This window comes from Rhodococcus sp. UFZ-B548 (assembly GCF_903819475.1).
Taxonomy (GTDB): Bacteria; Actinomycetota; Actinomycetes; order Mycobacteriales; family Mycobacteriaceae; genus Rhodococcus_F; species Rhodococcus_F erythropolis.
The window spans coordinates 12,403-28,207 of sequence record NZ_CAIJDS010000045.1 but is presented as its reverse complement, the minus strand read 5'-3'; the positions used below and the strand labels follow the sequence as shown (position 1 = coordinate 28,207).

The following is a 15,805-nucleotide window of genomic DNA, read 5'->3' as shown; positions in this document are numbered from 1 at the left end:
TGAGATGTCCTCTCTCGGAATGGATCAGCAGCGCGGGGGTGGCTACGAGGTCTGTGGGGAAGTTCGACTGGCGAAGGGGAGACGAGAGTGGAGATCCCGTCTCCCCGTGTTGGTCAGCGGTTGTCGAGCGCCGCCCCCGCATAGCCCATGCCGAGGATCTTGGCGTCGATGTTCGGATCGAGCGGGCGCATCGAGTTGATGAAATTGGCGCAGTTGTACTTGACCGAATCCCAGCTGTGCACGTTCGAGCGGTCGAATGCCGGGAGGTAGACGACGTTCTCCGGGTGGGTGAACATGTGCGAGGAGTTCGCGACCCAGCCGAAGTCGGTGGCGACGACGTTGAGCCGACGGCGACGGTCCACGCTGGCCTGGACGAAGTCGTAGATCAGGGTGAAGTTGTTGCCGCCCCCGACTTTTGGCACTGCGGCAATCAGTTTTCTCATCTGGTCGATCGACTTGCCTTTGACCGGCAACAGAATCTCCGGAGCGAGCAGGTGGCTGTGCGAGCTGAAATAGAAGTTCATGTCGAACTTCTTGGCCATCATCATCAGGAACAGGGCGCCGTCCATGTAGTCCTCGAGGCTCATCGAGCCGGAGGTGTCCGGGTAGTAGTGAATGTCGGGCATGAACTCCTTGCGCAGGGTGGTGCCCGGTACGTCTGGGCTGTCGGGTCGACGGCGGTTGGCCCGGGAGAAGGTTTTCTGCCGGTAGAGCCGGACGTTCTCCGACTTGTTGACTTTCGCCATGCGGTCGAGCTTGAGCCGCAGGTCCATCAGGATCCGCTTCGGCGGTGGGGCCGAGTCGAAGAAGTCATCTGCCTGGGTATCTCGGCGAGTCTTTTCTTCGAGTTGACTACGTGAGTTGACAGCCGTTCGCTGGGCATTTCGCAGCCGGTTGGCGGCTGCGCCGAGGCGGGTGATCGTCCTCATCGACATGATTTTCAAACCGCTGTTGAGCTGCTTGGTCACCCACGTCCACTGAGTCCTGATGTCGGACGGAACGCGTCGGGCGTGGGCGTCGAGATTGACGAAGACAATGGTCTCGGGGCAGATCAGTTCGCTGAGGTCGAAGGGCATCAGCGCCGCATGCGCCGGCACAGCATCTGCTGCTGCCGTTGCCCGTTCGCTCTTGACGAAGGTGAAGAGCGAGTGCACGACCAGTCGGGCGAACGAGTAGTCCTCGGTGGGTGTGCCGGCGCGCGAACGCAGGCGGAGAGTCTCGGTGAGATCGTTCAGGTCGATGGCTGCACACTGACGGCACTTGTCGAGAACATCCGAGGAGATCTTGCTGCTGGCGTGCAGGGCCGTCGCCACCATCATCAGATGTTCGCCGAAGCGCTCGAAGGTGTCCGGGCCGAGCATCGCGACGCCGAGGGTCGGGGGACGGAAAGTCGCCGCCAGAGCGACGAAGAACTGCGTCCATGCGGTGTCTCCCTCGTCATATGCAGTCGGTGATGCGCCGGCACCGATGAGTGCGAGCAGTTCCTTCGCTGCGGGTGAGACGGAGTTCTCGGCCGAGTAGATCACCCGTCCCGGTTCCGGGGCCGGCATTCCAAGTTCGCCCAGGCCCTGATTCAGGAAAACGTGACGAACGTAGGGATGCGATGTGCGCGAGATGGCAGATGTCGTCTGTGCCAGCAGATCCAGAGCAGCGGCATTGCTCTCAGGTGTGTCGCCGCGGGTCTCGCCGGTGAAGGCGTCGACGAGAATCGGAGTGGCCAGGACCTTTCCGAGAGTTTCTGATGAGATCGGGTTGCCCGACACCGAGTCCACGGCGGTCGCCGGCACGCTGGGGACCAGCGGCGAGAGCAGATGCGAGAAGGCAAATTTCGAGAGCACCGCGGTGGGGTCGTACTCGATGCCGGGATCGGCCGAGTCGGTGACGAGTGGCGGCGGGAAGTCGAATGCGCTGAGACGGTGAGGCGTCTGCCCCGAGATGACGATTGCCATGGGAATGGCCCTTTCTTGGTGTGCGAGAAGTGGTCTCGGATGTGTGTCGAACCATCTCCGGGAACGCCGAAGCCCCGGATCGCAGCGAAGCGATCCGGGGCCGTGGTGTCGAACGGTCAGGCTGCGAGGAAGTCGTGAATCCGCGACAGCGACAGGACCAGTGGGGCGTTGGACTTGTCCAGGAAGTAGCTCACCGATGCGGGGTTGAGCGCATTGGACGTTGCTCGGTTCAGCAGGGCGCTCTGCTGATCTTTCGTGAGCGAGGAGAGCGCGCCGTCGTCGACGATCCGATCGAGAACCTTCTTGGTGAGATCGTTCTCTGCCTTGGTTGTCAGGGCGAAGATGAGCACGTCGGCCTGCTTGTCCGTGGTCAGAGAGGACACGATCTGTTCGATCTGGTTCTGGGTCGTCGCTGCACGCAGCTTGTCCCAGGCCGCCGGGCGGGCGATGGTCATCGACCCCGGTCCTGAGCTCGCGGCGGGTGCCAGCAAGGACACCAGCAGTTTGGCGTGGACTTCGTTCGTGAACGCGGTGTTGCCGGTGTGAGCAAGCATGCCGAGCATCAGCTCGGTGGTCGCCTGCCCGTCGGGACCGACAGCTTCCTCGACCGCTAGTTCCGCCATGACCGTGGCACCGAGCTCGTTCATCCAGAGATTGAGCCCCTCGATGGTGCGCGGTGCCGTGTACTGACTCATGTCTTGCGAGTCGTCCATCTGGGTGGAGAACTCCGCCATCTGCCGATCGGAGACAGCCCCTGCACTGACGCTGGGATCATCGTCGTCGTCCGGAGTGGCGACGATCAGCCCGGCCGGGACTGGGCTCTGAAGAACCCAGTCCGGATGCTCGGTGAGCACCTGCCGGACAGCCGGCTGCATGTCGTCGCCGAGCAGATCCAAGAGGACCTTCGCATCGGGACGCACGGGGTACAGCGCGAAGCGCGTGAGCGAGGCCGAGTCGAGCATGGAGATGTTGCCCTTGTCGTTGCCGGTGACGATGAATCGGATGTTGTCGGCGAGCTTCAGATTGCCGCATCGACGAGAGGTCAGCAGTGTCAGCGCCGCCGAGGTGACGTCGGCGCTGGTGCGGTTGATCTCGTCGAGCAAGATGATGACCAGAGTGTCAGGATTGGCCTCGGCATGATCGTTGGCTTCCTGAATCGTGTAGTGCGGGAAGAAGATCTGCACGAAACGATTGGGGTTCTTCGGATCCGGAACGGTCCGTACGCCGGTCAGATCGGCTGCGTCGGAGAGTGTGTTGACGTCGATGGAGAACACTGCGAAGTCGCCGTTCTTGGCCAGCGCGTTGACTGCCATCGTCTTGCCGATCGCGGGCGGCCCGAGAAGGCAGGGCGCGACCCGCGTATTGCGCAGGTCCGGCCGGAGGTGGCGCAGGATGAATTCTTCGTTCAGGAGGAAGGTCATGTCTGGGATCTCTTTCGTGTCGGTGTGGTGTCGTAAGAGGGGCTGTGTTCGGTCGAGAGGGGTCGTTCGCCCTCGGGGCAGACACCTCGCTCGGACAACCTCCGGTCGCGCCTTCGGCGTCGCCGCCGTCGTTGCACGTCGAGCACTCCTGCCAGCACGCCTCTCTCAACCCACGACTTGCTCTTCAGCTGTGGGTGTCGAGATGATTCAGCGCTTCGGCGCAGCGTTTGAGCAGGTAGGAGGCACCGGATCGGCGTTCGTCGTGCTTGGCCCGAGGAGGGAGGGTGCGGCGAGCGACGTGGTGCACGACCCGCAGAACTTGCTGGGCGGTCTGTTCCGAAGTGGCCGTGGAGGTTCCGGTGATCCGGTCGATCGAATGCCTGACATGAAGTTTGGCGTGTGTGATCGCAGCAATCCGGATCAGCCGGGACATCTCCCAACGGGAGGTGTCCCCACCGAAGTCGTCGTCGAGATCCCGGGCGCTCTCGTGCCCCAGGCTTTCGATCACGGTGTGGACGACCTCGAATTCCATCGGTGTCAGATCGGGGCCGTCGGCCAGTGCGAGCATCTGGTCGTAGTGCCCGGACGTTCCTTCGCTGGCGGCTTCGCCGCCCGGCGCGATCTCGATCAACTGCCCGAACACGCCTTCCCATGTCAGCATCTCGCCCGTCGGTTCGGCTGCCGCAGCAGAGAGCCGTTGCGAGGGAATCTGCCTGCGGGTGAACGTCGTCCAGTGGTAAAGCAGAACCTCGTACCAACGTTGCGGGTGCTGGAGCTTGGTCGCGCGCGCCGCCCGCGGGAACGACGCGATGTTCGATGGCACCGGCAGCAGCACGTGGTATCCACGCCCTGATCCCGATACCTCCGCATAGAGCGCGGCCGGCGCGGGCGACGCGGTGTTTCCGGTCACCAGACGAAGTAGCTGATCGACGACCCCAGTGGGGCACTCGGGCTCGATGTCGAGAACCATCAACCCACTCGTCCGCCAGTCCAGATGAGTAGCGACGTTGCTCGCGTTCGGGAGCGCTGCGGTGAGCTCGTCGAGGGTCAGCAGCTGAGCGTCGGCGTCCGAGAGCTGAGCGCCGTGCACCTCGGAGCAGTCGGCTCTGCCGCAGCGTGAACACTGCGAAACGGCGAGGGCCGCGACGATGTCCACGGGACGTTTGTTTGCATCGGAGACTGTCCAGAGTCGTTGCGCAGCAAGCGATGAACGGATATGTGGGTTCGTGTAGAACTCTGGAAAGGTCGAGGACGGGTGCGGGTGTGTGCCCATGAGTGGAATCGGCCCTTCTGTTCGTGAGTGGTCGGTGTGGGCGAAAAAGCACAGGGCCGCGAGACCCTCTTTCGAGGAGCCCGCGGCCCTGTGGTGGTCGGATCCGAAGATCTGTGACCGGAGGAAAAGCTCAGGCCGGAACCTGGATTCCCGCGCCGCCCCAGCTGGGAGAAGGCGTACCGGCGAAGGGATCGTCGGGATTCCCTGCGGGCGCACCCGGGGCTGCTACCTGGTAAGCGGCGGCCACGGGAACGACCGGCTGTACCGGAGCCATCGGCGCAGCGGGAGCGACCGGTGCGGAAGGTGCCGCGGGCTGTGCGGCTGCGGCCGGCTGGATGGGTGCCACCGGAGCTGCAGGAGCCAACGGCGCACTCGGAGCTGCGGGAGCTGCCGACGCGACGGGAGCGGGTGCAGAAACCGGCTGGACCGGAGCTGCAGGTGCCACGGGCGCCGCCGGCAGGCCCGATGCGTCGGTCCTGACGATCTGGTTGGGAACCTCGGTCTCGACGCCGTTGGTGGCGACCAGAGGCGTCGAGAGCGTGATGCCGTAGGAGCTGAGATCGAGATTGCGGGCACCGGACTTCGGTGCATACGGAACCTCGGGGGTCGAGAGGATGATCGCTTCCAGACCGAGACCGAGCTTCTGGTACTCCCGCCCGTTCTTGTCCTTCGACTGGTAGGTCACGACGACGATGCGGACGACTGTGTCCCTTGCGATTTCACCTTCGACGTCGACGACCTGACGGTACGAGCCGGGGTTCTCCGGGTCCACCGTGAGCAGTGTCGGAAGGCTCTTCGTGACGTTCTTCGCCTCGTATCCGAGTCCCTTCTCGGGGTTCTTCTTGTGCTCGAAGAACAGGCTCTGCACATACGCCTCTTCCCAGCTCAGCTGAACCGGGTTGGCGGGCACGATCTCGGCCTTGGACAGAACCATCAACGTGTGTGGACTGTCGGTCGGATACTGGCTCTTGGCGTTGGCAACACGACGCTGCAGTTCGACACCGTCGATCAGGCTCGCGGTACGTGCGAAGGAGATAGCTCCCTGGACGACGATGACCTGTCCAGGACGGATGTTCTCGGCGGTGGGTGTGGTCGGTGCGGTCATGATGACTTCTTCCTGTGCGTGGTGTGGGCGGGGAGGTCGGTTTCAATGTCCCGACTCGGCGTATGCGCACGAGCGGTGTTTACGTGTGTCAGTCGGGACTCACATGCGTGAGCACGGCGCGCCCCGACAGGGGCTGGCAGCTCGGAGATTTCTTTGCAAGAGGTAGTGGCCGAGCACGGGCGCTCGACCTGTCTCAATCGGTATTCGGGGGTGGGCGTCCCTCAGGTGAGCCGCCCTGGCGCAGTCCTGTTCTTTCAGTCCGCGCCAGGGTGGCTCAACCCCACTGGAGATGACGGGCCTTCCACAGCTCGTTGTTCTCCACTTTTCACAGACACACCGCAACCCTTCCTGCGGGCGCCTCCGGCGCGCGCGGCGGTAACGAATGGTTTCGAAGACGGCTCTTTTTTCGCAGAAGTGTCTTCACTGCCCGAACCGCAAAAACTACAGATTTTCCTATACAAACCACAGATTTCTACGTGATCCAGGTCATGTTTTGATGGCACATCATATAGTTGCCAAGTTTTTCCTCGATAAAAACTTTGTCCCTCCCACACGCGCCTGACCTGTGCAAAGAGAATATCCAGACCGCATCCATGTAATATTCGAGATTAATGAGGCCGGCATGGTGTGGTGGCACAGTGACACAAGGGTGAGGTTGCACGCTGATGACGATCAAGGAATCGACGACGGTCTACAGTGACGCCACGGGTGAGGTGGTCGAGAACTGGTACCGGGTGGGTGTCGTGTTCGACAACGCCATTTGGGTCGTCGACGTAGACCGAGACAAGCTGGAAGACGAGCTGAAGGCGATCACCGTCTACGACGTGGTCAAGAAGGGTCGCCGAGTCAAGAAAGTCGGTCGCAACGCCCACGGGTCATTGAACGCTGCCATGCATCACGAAGCCAGGCTGTGGGCCAAGGCCAACGGTATCGATGTAGGCGATCGCGGGATGGTCAGCAAGGAGATCATCACCAAGTACCACGAGGCCAAAGGCATCGGACCTATCAGCTTGCTGGATCCCGCACACAGCGAGTAACACCGTTTGACGACATAAGACACACCCCCGCACCTTCTGGTGCGGGGGTGTGTTCGCTTCTATCGACTCGAATTGGCTTCGGCGATGGCACCGGCCATCGTTGTCTTGAGCTCGGACCGAGTTGCCTGCATCAGACGCTGCTGACTGGCCTGTTTGTCCGACAGAGCGCCGGGCATCGCCATGTCGATGGTCCCCTCGGTCAAGATCGTATGCACGACAACCGGTTTGCTCTGCCCGAGACGATTGAGCCGGGCCGGGGTCTGTCCGAAGTGTTCGTTCGAGTCCGGCAGGGTCGTCCAGATCAGCGTGTGACCACCGAACTGCAGATTGAGTCCGTGCCCGGCACTGGCCGGATGGACGAGCATGACCGGAATCTCACCTCTGTTCCAGGCCTTCTTGGTGTCGGGCATGCCGTTGTACGCGCGAGCGCCGGGATACCCGGCGCGGTGCAGACGGTGGAGCAGAATCGTCTTCTCGAAGTCGAACCGATAGGCGATCAGGATCGATCCACCATCTCCGCCAGCGAAGTGGCGGTCGCAGATCTCGATCACTCGGTCGAACTTGGCCGAGTGCAGTCGCAATGTCGGCCGAGTGGTCAGTTCGGTCGCCCCGGCGTAGCCGTCGCTGTGCTTGTCGATGTCGAGATAGACCGCACCAGAGGCGAACTGGAGCAGCTTGTTTCGTAGCACACCGCCGTTGACTGCCTCGATGTAGAAGGCGGAGGCGTCATCGAGAGTGACCGCATCGTGTGCAGCCTGCGCACGGGTCCGATCTCCGGTTGCCTCGACAGCGCGACACCTGGCTGCGGCAACAAGGGTGTCGATCTCGTCCTTGCCCACGCCGTTCCTGACTGCCTGCATTCGAGCAGCATCATCGGCGGCGGTGACTGCGTACATCTCCGCTGTGGCCTCCATGGCCTCCTCGTACGCGCGGAGTCGTAATTCGGCGAGACCGGTCAGCAGAACTGATAACAGCGCGTCTCGCCCGAACGTTTCGTAGGCACCGAGTAAGTCCGAGGTCATCGGCACGACGTGGGTGACCGGTGGCGCGAATCCGATGAGCTCGAGTTCGGTGTTCTCCGCAGAGATAGCCAGATGCGAAATCGATCGATGCAACTGGGTTTCGTTGTGGCGACTGATTTCCCACCGAGTCACTTGATTCCGAACGACTTGCTCCGGGGTGAACCAGGTTGCGAGGTGGTCGGTGTAACTTGTGCCGAAGGTGAGGCCCCGATCGAGGAGGAAGATTTGGGGCCAAATTTCGTGCGCCCCCTCGGGCGTCGGTGTGCCGGACAGTTCGATGATGCGCCGGATGTGCGGTCGCACCGCGGCCATTGCCTTCCAGCGCAAGGATTGGGGGTTTTTGAACCCCTGGGCCTCGTCGATGATGACCGTCGGGAACGGCCACAGCGAGTAGTCGGCCTTGGCGACATGAGCGGCCACCCTGAACTTGCGGCCGGTGACATCGGTGATCACCGCGGCGAGGTCTTCGCGCACTTGCTCGGAGCGAAGCAGTTTCGCCGACGCCGGATCGCTGTGTGCAACAACTACTGTCGGCGCGCCACCGGAGGCAGTGGCAGGTTTGAGCTTGGTCAAACTGGCCTCGCTGAAGGCCTTTCCGATTGCCCGATAGTGGCCCTCGATCGCGACCCTTTCATCGTCGGGTGAACCTTCGATTCGAGACAGAAGCAGTGAGGCAAAGCGGCGCTCGATCTCATCCCGTGCATCTCGCACGGCGTCGAGATCGATGACGTCGTCGTCGCGTGTAGCACCGACCGGTCGTACCCGAGGCTTGCCCGCATAGATGATCCGTCTGACCAACTCGGTGAAGCGGTCCGAGCCGACAGTGTAGAAACCGGCGGCGTCGGTTCCCAGGTTGTCCACGAGCGCTCGGAACTCCTCTGGCTTGAGGTTTCGCTGCCCTTTGCTGGGTCGTCCACTCTTGCTGCGCATCCCCGGCGGGGTGATGTTCAGCGAGGTCACGCGCAGAGGAATGTCCCAATCGAAGATCTCCTCCGGCCAAGTATCGACAGCAATGTTCCGAGGGGCGACGACCAGGATATGGCCGGGCTCGCGCAGGTAGGACAGGGCAGAGAGTGTGACCAGCGTCTTGCCGCTGCCCATGGTCATCCAGACCGCGGACGCCGGCCGGGTGAGGATGAATTCGCGTACCCGCTTCTGAAAGGGCTTGAGACTGTCCTCGATCTTTTGCATCCAGGCAGGCACTGCTGGCTGAAGTGCGGCGGATGTCTCGGCCACGGTGGGAAGTACGGCGGTCATCGTCATCTCCAGACGTGAAATCGGGTCAGTGAAGCGGGGGAGTGGACTCAGAGCGTGAAATGTCGAGCAGGGTGCTCGATGCCGAGAGGGGTTGCGGCGCTGCTGCGCGAGAGACCTGTTCGTTGGGGCAGTCGGAATGACTCGCCGCGAGTGCTGCGAAGACATCCGGTCGGATGAAGGGGCAGCTTTGACCCGGTTCGATTGCGGAACCGAGGTCGGCGACGTACAGATCGACCGATGGGAGATCGAGGGAGTCTTCGAGATCGCGCAGACGTGAGCGGATCGCTTTGACGGCGAGCTGGGCGAGATCGGAACTGAACCCGCTGAAGTAGGTCGGTGTCGTGAACGTGTTGTGTATCAGCACGATTGGAGTCTGCGCGACGTGAAGTTCACCGTGGAAGAGCTGGTAGGCGTCGGGCTCGTCATCGAGTGGGGCAGCGACTACCGGGATTTTTGCGGCCTTGAACAGGGTCTTGAGTCGGTCACAGTTCGGGCAGTGCGGCAGGGTGTACATCACGGCGTGGGGGAGCAAGGGGTGCAAGGGTGCGAGCCCGCTGAGGTCTGGTCCTTGTGCGGTCAGTTCGGAATCGGAAACGCTGCTCGATGGAGAGATCATTTGGGTGTTGCCTCTTTTCGTGGTGGTTGTCGATGATCGGCACTGCTGCTGGCCTATCGGGGAGGAGAGTCGGCCGCCGGCGATGCGCTTGCCATGTTCCCGCGTGCGAGCGACGTGGGTTTTTGGTTGGCGGCACGGTATTTCTGGGACGTGTGAGTTCTAGACACCATCGAAGCGCGACGCCCGATTGCGATGCCTGTTGAGCGTGTGGTCGACGAATGAGGAACGACCCTGTTGTAGATCAGCGGGCGTGATCTCGAACAGCTCGGCCGCAGGGTCCGGCGGGAACGCCGATTCCCATGTCGACCGCAGTTTCTGCTGCGGCTGGCAGTGTCGGAACCCCATCGAGAGCAACGCACGACGAGAGTGCTCGTTGTCGCTGTCGACGAAGGCCTCGACCAGCTGGACCCCCTCGGACGAGAAAGCGTGGTCGAGCGCAAGAGCCAGAGCTGCTGATCCGACTCCGCGACCGGTGAACTTGTGACCTATCCAGGCACCCACCCGCACTGCGCGGGTGGGTGCCTGGGTCAGCCCCGTCAATTCCATTTGACCGGCGAACCGGTTGTCGACTTCGACGACCCACGACCAGCCCAGCCCGAGCTCGATGCGCTGCATGGCGGTGCGGTGCACAGTCATCCAGTTGTCCGGACGGTTCTGCTCGGCCCATCGGGCCGCATCGTCGACCGGAACGAGCCCTTCGATGCGAGCAGCTAGACGCTCGGCATCGGCCAAGCGCAACCGCGACCACGCGAGCCCATCCAAGGGGGAGGGCTCGCGTAGTCGCAATCGACCGGATCCGATGATGATCGGACCGACCTCGGGAATACGAACTCGATTCGTCATCGGACTCCTTCGTGGGGATGCGGTCGAAACATCGGGCTTGGTCATCGTGATGCATTGCGCCAGTTCTCTTCGTACGAGCTGGCGGCCATCGCGATGTAGGCCTCGGTGTCGATCGAGGCCAACAGGTGCTCGAGTAGAGCAGTATCCGGGTGATCGGCGATGGTGTGGTTGAACACCAGCATCGGTGTCGACGGATCCACTCCGCTGTGTCGAGCCAGGATGAGATCTCGGGTTCGGCCCTGATGCGCCGAATCTTCACCAGCGACTGTGAGGAGGTGCTCAGCGATCGGATCGACACCATTGGGGTTCGTCGGTCGCAGACCCTTGTCCTCACGTGAGGTCCAGGTGCTCGCACTGACGACCCGTGCTTTCGCCGCGGCGATCACGAGCGGATCACCGAACAGGTTCCGATCGACCGTGTCGGGTCGCACCAGAAATACCCGAGTGAAATGCCCCAACAGCTGCACCTCTGCTGCCTTCGGATGCCGATTCAAGGTGCCACCCTCACGCAAGAGCTCATCGTTGTCGGTGACGCTGCGCGGGTCACCCGGGAAGGTGAGATGCGCAGTGGCGGTGGCGTCGATGACTACTCCCGACTCAGGGTCGACCCGGTACGGCGCAGCGTAGAGATAGCTGCCCGCGGACGGTGAAGAAGCCAGCAGATTCTGATAGAGCTTGAGCAGGTCGCGAACACCGAGCTGACGGTGCAGCTCGCGTAACACTTCACGCACTGCTGCGGTGTCCATGGACTCGAAGATCGAGACCGGTCCGGTCAGTGCGTACGGAACGGGCCGCTGCTCTGGGGTGTACGCACCGGCGACGAGCTTGAAGTACTCCAGAAGCAGTCGATCGACCATTGCCGGGTGAGCCAGCGCTTTGCGCGGACTCGGCCCAGCCCAGCAGGCGAGAGTCCCGCCACCCGCAGAAGCGACGACGCGGTACCACGGCTTGCCGGCGATTTCCTCGGGTCGATACTGCGGTTCCCCGCGGCTGTCGTCGGTCAGGATCTCGAAGGACTCTTCGGCCGTCAGAAACTCGACACGGTTGTTGGAGTCCTTCGACACCAGGGTCAGCGACTCCGGTTCGATCTCGACACCGATGGCTGCAGTGTGCTGATCGAGTACCTTCTGGTTGGTCTCGGAATCGAGTGTGGAGTAGAGACCGTCCGTGTTCGTCGACACGATGCGGCCGCCGGCGAACGTTTGCGCCTGTCCGATCCGCCAGCTGAAGAGCTGCCCGATGATTCGCATGGTGATGATCATGTTGTTCATCAGGATCGGCGTGTCGTGGCGCGCGTCTGCCGCACCGGACGCCGCGTTGAGGATCAGCTTGGTCCCCTCACGTAGGACGCTGAAGTTCTCACGTTCGGCGGCAGTGAGCGACTTGTCCTTACGCAATTTCCCGTATCGCTCCTTGTCGCCGAAAATCTGGCTGTACTTGTCAGGAGCAGGTTGTCCAGGTTCAGCCAGGTCTGGGTTGGTGAAGGCCGCCAGATTGACCAACATCAGAGGGTAGTAGCTGGTGAAGTCCTCATGGATGACGTCGGCCACGGAGGTGAACCGGTACTTCGGGTCGAGCTTGTTGTCATCGTGAGTGGTGCCGGCCGGGAACAACGGGAACTCCTTGCTCTCACGCGCAGTGAACAGCTCCACCCCCCGGTCGCCCTTTGGACGATCACGCAGGATCGGGTTGCTCGACTTGGATCCAGATTTGAGCATGTCCCCCCACTCGACGGTGACGATCTGATCCGTCGATGGGTCGACCACGTCGATGCGAAGCTTCTTACGGAACCACCACGCAGCCATAGCCAGACGTTCGCCTGAGTAGTTCACACCGGCTGCGTCCACGATGGGCGGCATCGAGGCCGCATTGTCGGCCACCCACTCGGTACCCGTGCGGACGATGACCTCTGTCTTCGCATCGAGAGGTTCCCCGCCGGCCGTCCAGTCCTCCATGACGTGTGCCGCCTGCAGAAACTGCTCTGCCGCCGTGTCGAGCGCGGCGCGAAAAAGTGCCCACCGACTCCGAGAGGCATTTCGTTCGACGGCGAAGGCGCTGAGGTCCGCTTCTGCTCCATGGATCCCACCCGTGGAGAAAGTCGCGAAGCAGCTCGTCGGTTCACCGGCGCTGTCGAAATACGGGATGTTGCACGGCAGCTTGCCGATCGATGCGAGTTCGTAGGACACGTTGGTCGCGTGATTTCGGTCGTTGCGCCATTCGATGAGGGTCTCACTGAACGACGCAGGCCGATCCGCAGGCCAATAGGGCTGAGCGGCATCTGCCCGGGCAAGGACGATGATCTTGAGACGATCAATGTCCGCGACCAGTTCCTTGTGCTCCATCTCCGACGAACTGTGTGTGTTCGCCCATGCGATGAGCGCCTTGCTCAGCGCCGCGAACGCACCGAGCGTGAAGCGACGAGGACCGTCGCCGGCGGCCGACGATGCGCCGCCGAACAGTTCGAGAAACCGCTCCGACAAGTCAGCTGTCGAGACGACGTCGCGACCGCCGGCCGATTCACGAGCCGCGGCCGCCTCTAGTTGCGCCGAGATACGGCCGGTGATCACCACCGGAGCGAACTCCTTGTGCTGTGCATCGTCGAAGTTGAGACCTTCGATACGCCGGTAGTACCGGTAGATGTTCTCGAAGGCCTGATGCGCGGCCAAGCCCGACGCGGTGTCGGCCGGGACAGTCTCGAAGAAGAAGTCTCGGGTCGCGGTGAGAACGTTGGTTGCGGCACCGATGTTTGATCCGTTGTGTCCCAACGGATCAGGGTAGCGGTACGAGACAACAGGTAGATCGGCAATGTGTCCGGGAATGGCTCGCAGATCTCGGTAGGGTGCGAGGATCCTCCCAGCGAATTGCGCTGAGGAAGTGTCCGTCGTCAGACGGGGTCGCGGCCAAGTCAGGACCTGTGCCGTGTCCAGGACGGGAGTTCTGTAGTCGCCGTTGTGGTTGAAGACTGTCTCGGGATAGGTTCGCAGTAGACCCGACCGCAGGTCGAAGCTGCCCGTATACGTGTTGTCGTCGAACAGCAGCGCTGTGCCGACGGTGTCTGAGATGTTGTATGCGGCCAGCTCGAAGAAGTCCTCGAGAGAATCGAGCCGCGCGTTTGGTCCGGCCAGCCTTTCCGATTCGAGTATCTGATGACCGAGCATCCCCAGCAACCGCTTCAGCGCGACTTTCTGCTGTAGCTCGTTCAGCCTGGCGACATCGAGATGGCGACCCGACGACAACCAGTTGCTCCTGATTTGAGCCGCTCGACGGTTACCGCAATGCGATAGGTATCGAGACATCGACGGACGGTCTCCACTCTTGTGGAGGGCGAACATGTCGTTGTTGTGTGCCCTCATCTGCACAGCTGTCACGCGATGGGGCCTGTAGTGCTCGTCGAAGCGAAGGGAAAAATACAGAGCGAGCATCGTCGTGTCGTACTGGTTCGAGTTGTACCCGGCGACGAACGCGTGGTCGGCCAACCGATGGTCGTAGTCCGGGTGTGTATCGCAGACGATCGAGCTCCTGCTGATCGGGCATTCGCTGCGCAGGTGCACGTCGCCTTTGTCCACGACGCCGCCGAGCAGCCGGGCCAAGGACCGGGCATTGCTGTCGTTCGCCAAATCCAGGAACTTGACGATGCGACCAGGCACGCTCCCTGGAGTCTCGCGTTGCCGCGCCAGCAGTGCCGGATTTGAGCGATAGAGCCGAGTCATGAGCTCACCCGACGGGTCAGCAACTGCATTGCGGACCGCGTGCGACGTCAGACCGATACTCGGGTCCTCGTCGATGAGGTAGTAGACCACGGCTGCGGCTTCGGAGGTGCGATAGAGCGCGACGGTGAAGGCGTTGTTCAGTGACTCGATGTCGTAAAACAGAAACGCCGACTCGGCGGCGGTAGCCGGAGCCTTACGGGCGTACGGGGTCGGTGTCATGATCGACGTCTCCTTGTGTCTGGTCGGCCATCGGGGGCGTGATGCGGTCAGCGTGGATTGCTCGACGGGGGTGGGTGTACAGGGTCTTTAGGTGCAGTCCAGGGCAACCGCATCAGCGATAATCTGAAGGGTCTGCAGGATTGGGTTCGCAACTGACAGTTAGGGTTCCGTCGCCAAATCGGCACCGGTCAGGGGCACGCCGTGCCGCTGAGGGGGTGCTTCTGTGGATCTGAGCTACGGAACGTTTGTCATAAACGTTGTGCTCAGCGCAGGCGTGATTGTCGTTCGCTGCGCCGGCACGACGCAGATCAAACGACTGCAGCAAATCGAATGCGCTGCCCGACGGTGGCTCCGATCACCGTGTCGATGAAGAATGCGTCTACCCAGGCTGACTACCCTCATGAAGACAAATACGGTTCAGCGTAGGAATGTCTCGATGAAAGGTCTTCGACTATGGCCAGACAAGAAATAGTTCAACTGATTGACGACATCGACGGTTCGGACATCGACGGGGCATCCGGCGAGACGATTGAATTCGCCGTGAATGGGGTCGAATACTCGATTGATCTGAAAGCGAAGAACGCCAACGAGTTTCACAAGAAGCTTGACTACTACATCGGACACGCCACGCGAATTGGTGGGCGCAAGCGCAAACCCACTCCCGCTGTAGCCGCAACGACAGCAACAGCAGGGACGCCAGGAAGGCGCGGGCCGGAGCAAACACGGGCGATCAGGCAGTGGGCCTTCGACAAGGGGTACGAGATCAGCGATCGCGGCAGAATTCCGGCACATATCGAAGCGAAATTTGAGGCGGCCCACCGCAGTCGCTGAGTTGCGGGACCGAGACCAGCGGGGGTTTAGACGGTCCGGTAGTCCGCTTAGGTTCGGGCTTGAAGATGCGGACCGTCGCCCTCTGTGGCGAGGTCGGGCGCACCCCGTCGTTCGAGCGTCGACAGTTGACTGTCGTTGTGTTTCAGAGAGTTTCGATTTGTAGACGTTCGCGGTCGTATTGCTTGCATGTGGCTATGGCAGCTGCCGCTGCCGCGTCAGATCCCCAGATGTAGCGAAAGAGTGGGGTTTGCACATCGGGTAGCTCCATTCCTTTCGCTACGGCGGTTGGTACCCATGGGCGACGGGAGTGTGTGTTGACGGTCTTTTTGCTCATACCGAGAGTCTTCGCGGTCTCGGTTTGACTGAGGCCACTGAGGAGTGCGGCCTTGACCAGGGCTTGGTCTACGTAGTTGTCGGCGAGATAGGTGACTTGATGGACAAATACGCGCGATCGTCGGCGCTGGTCGGCCAGGGCATCGCGGCCGGAACTATCAGTCATGCCAACAGTATGCCGGTACTTTG

At 61.8% G+C, this 15,805-nt stretch carries 11 protein-coding genes; 2 read left to right on the top strand and 9 right to left on the bottom strand.

Going from position 1 to position 15,805, the window contains the following annotated elements; translation table 11 throughout:
- Nucleotides 1–113 precede the first annotated feature (113 nt).
- The 4 genes from H7C86_RS28105 to H7C86_RS28090 all read right to left on the bottom strand — a co-directional run bounded on the left by H7C86_RS28105 (nucleotide 114) and on the right by H7C86_RS28090 (nucleotide 5,748).
- Nucleotides 114–1,949: a hypothetical protein gene (locus H7C86_RS28105; RefSeq protein ID WP_182262644.1), complete on the bottom strand. Its 1,836-nt coding sequence runs from the start codon at nucleotides 1,947–1,949 to the stop codon at nucleotides 114–116.
- A gap of 116 nt (nucleotides 1,950–2,065) precedes the next feature.
- A complete protein-coding gene (locus H7C86_RS28100; RefSeq protein WP_182262643.1) occupies nucleotides 2,066–3,370 on the bottom strand; it encodes an ATP-binding protein in 1,305 nt (434 codons plus the stop codon).
- Between the two features lie 184 nt (nucleotides 3,371–3,554).
- A complete protein-coding gene (locus tag H7C86_RS28095; RefSeq protein ID WP_182262642.1) occupies nucleotides 3,555–4,526 on the bottom strand; it encodes a hypothetical protein in 972 nt (323 codons plus the stop codon).
- A 247-nt stretch (nucleotides 4,527–4,773) separates the two neighbouring features.
- On the bottom strand, nucleotides 4,774–5,748 hold the full coding sequence (locus H7C86_RS28090) for a hypothetical protein (RefSeq protein WP_182262641.1): 975 nt from the start codon (nucleotides 5,746–5,748) through the stop codon (nucleotides 4,774–4,776).
- A 665-nt stretch (nucleotides 5,749–6,413) separates the two neighbouring features.
- Between H7C86_RS28090 and H7C86_RS28085 the strand changes: the two genes are divergently transcribed.
- The gene (locus H7C86_RS28085) at nucleotides 6,414–6,785 is read left to right on the top strand and encodes a histone-like nucleoid-structuring protein Lsr2 (protein ID WP_032373169.1); all 372 of its coding nucleotides are present in this window, start codon (nucleotides 6,414–6,416) and stop codon (nucleotides 6,783–6,785) included.
- A gap of 59 nt (nucleotides 6,786–6,844) precedes the next feature.
- Here H7C86_RS28085 and H7C86_RS28080 read toward each other — a convergent pair whose 3' ends face one another.
- The 4 genes from H7C86_RS28080 to H7C86_RS28065 form a co-directional block, all read right to left on the bottom strand.
- The gene (locus H7C86_RS28080) at nucleotides 6,845–9,064 is read right to left on the bottom strand and encodes an SNF2-related protein (protein ID WP_182262640.1); all 2,220 of its coding nucleotides are present in this window, start codon (nucleotides 9,062–9,064) and stop codon (nucleotides 6,845–6,847) included.
- A gap of 25 nt (nucleotides 9,065–9,089) precedes the next feature.
- Complete coding sequence (locus H7C86_RS28075; protein WP_182262639.1) at nucleotides 9,090–9,680, bottom strand: glutaredoxin domain-containing protein; 591 nt, start codon at nucleotides 9,678–9,680, stop codon at nucleotides 9,090–9,092.
- Nucleotides 9,681–9,839: 159 nt separating this feature from the next.
- Nucleotides 9,840–10,523 carry a GNAT family N-acetyltransferase gene (locus tag H7C86_RS28070; protein WP_182262638.1) on the bottom strand — a complete coding sequence of 228 codons (684 nt, stop codon included), beginning with the start codon at nucleotides 10,521–10,523 and terminating at the stop codon, nucleotides 9,840–9,842.
- A gap of 41 nt (nucleotides 10,524–10,564) precedes the next feature.
- On the bottom strand, nucleotides 10,565–14,452 hold the full coding sequence (locus H7C86_RS28065; protein WP_182262637.1) for a hypothetical protein: 3,888 nt from the start codon (nucleotides 14,450–14,452) through the stop codon (nucleotides 10,565–10,567).
- 453 nt (nucleotides 14,453–14,905) lie between these two features.
- Here H7C86_RS28065 and H7C86_RS28060 point away from each other — a divergent pair, with 453 nt between their 5' ends.
- On the top strand, nucleotides 14,906–15,283 hold the full coding sequence (locus H7C86_RS28060) for an Lsr2 family protein (RefSeq protein WP_032373166.1): 378 nt from the start codon (nucleotides 14,906–14,908) through the stop codon (nucleotides 15,281–15,283).
- A gap of 142 nt (nucleotides 15,284–15,425) precedes the next feature.
- On the opposite strand, the gene H7C86_RS28055 is transcribed toward H7C86_RS28060, so the two are convergent.
- Nucleotides 15,426–15,782: a hypothetical protein gene (locus H7C86_RS28055; RefSeq protein WP_182262636.1), complete on the bottom strand. Its 357-nt coding sequence runs from the start codon at nucleotides 15,780–15,782 to the stop codon at nucleotides 15,426–15,428.
- Nucleotides 15,783–15,805: the final 23 nt, after the last annotated feature.

Excerpts from the sequence above, each read along its gene's own strand:
- H7C86_RS28075 (WP_182262639.1), bottom strand. The coding sequence starts at position 9,680 with ATGATCTCTCCATCGAGCAGCGTTTCCGATTCCGAACTGACCGCACAA.
- H7C86_RS28085 (WP_032373169.1), top strand. The coding sequence starts at position 6,414 with ATGACGATCAAGGAATCGACGACGGTCTACAGTGACGCCACGGGTGAG.
- H7C86_RS28070 (WP_182262638.1), bottom strand. The coding sequence starts at position 10,523 with ATGACGAATCGAGTTCGTATTCCCGAGGTCGGTCCGATCATCATCGGA.
- H7C86_RS28065 (WP_182262637.1), bottom strand. The coding sequence starts at position 14,452 with ATGACACCGACCCCGTACGCCCGTAAGGCTCCGGCTACCGCCGCCGAG.
- H7C86_RS28060 (WP_032373166.1), top strand. The coding sequence starts at position 14,906 with ATGGCCAGACAAGAAATAGTTCAACTGATTGACGACATCGACGGTTCG.
- H7C86_RS28055 (WP_182262636.1), bottom strand. The coding sequence starts at position 15,782 with ATGACTGATAGTTCCGGCCGCGATGCCCTGGCCGACCAGCGCCGACGA.
- H7C86_RS28090 (WP_182262641.1), bottom strand. The coding sequence starts at position 5,748 with ATGACCGCACCGACCACACCCACCGCCGAGAACATCCGTCCTGGACAG.
- H7C86_RS28100 (WP_182262643.1), bottom strand. The coding sequence starts at position 3,370 with ATGACCTTCCTCCTGAACGAAGAATTCATCCTGCGCCACCTCCGGCCG.
- H7C86_RS28105 (WP_182262644.1), bottom strand. The coding sequence starts at position 1,949 with ATGGCAATCGTCATCTCGGGGCAGACGCCTCACCGTCTCAGCGCATTC.
- H7C86_RS28080 (WP_182262640.1), bottom strand. The coding sequence starts at position 9,064 with ATGACCGCCGTACTTCCCACCGTGGCCGAGACATCCGCCGCACTTCAG.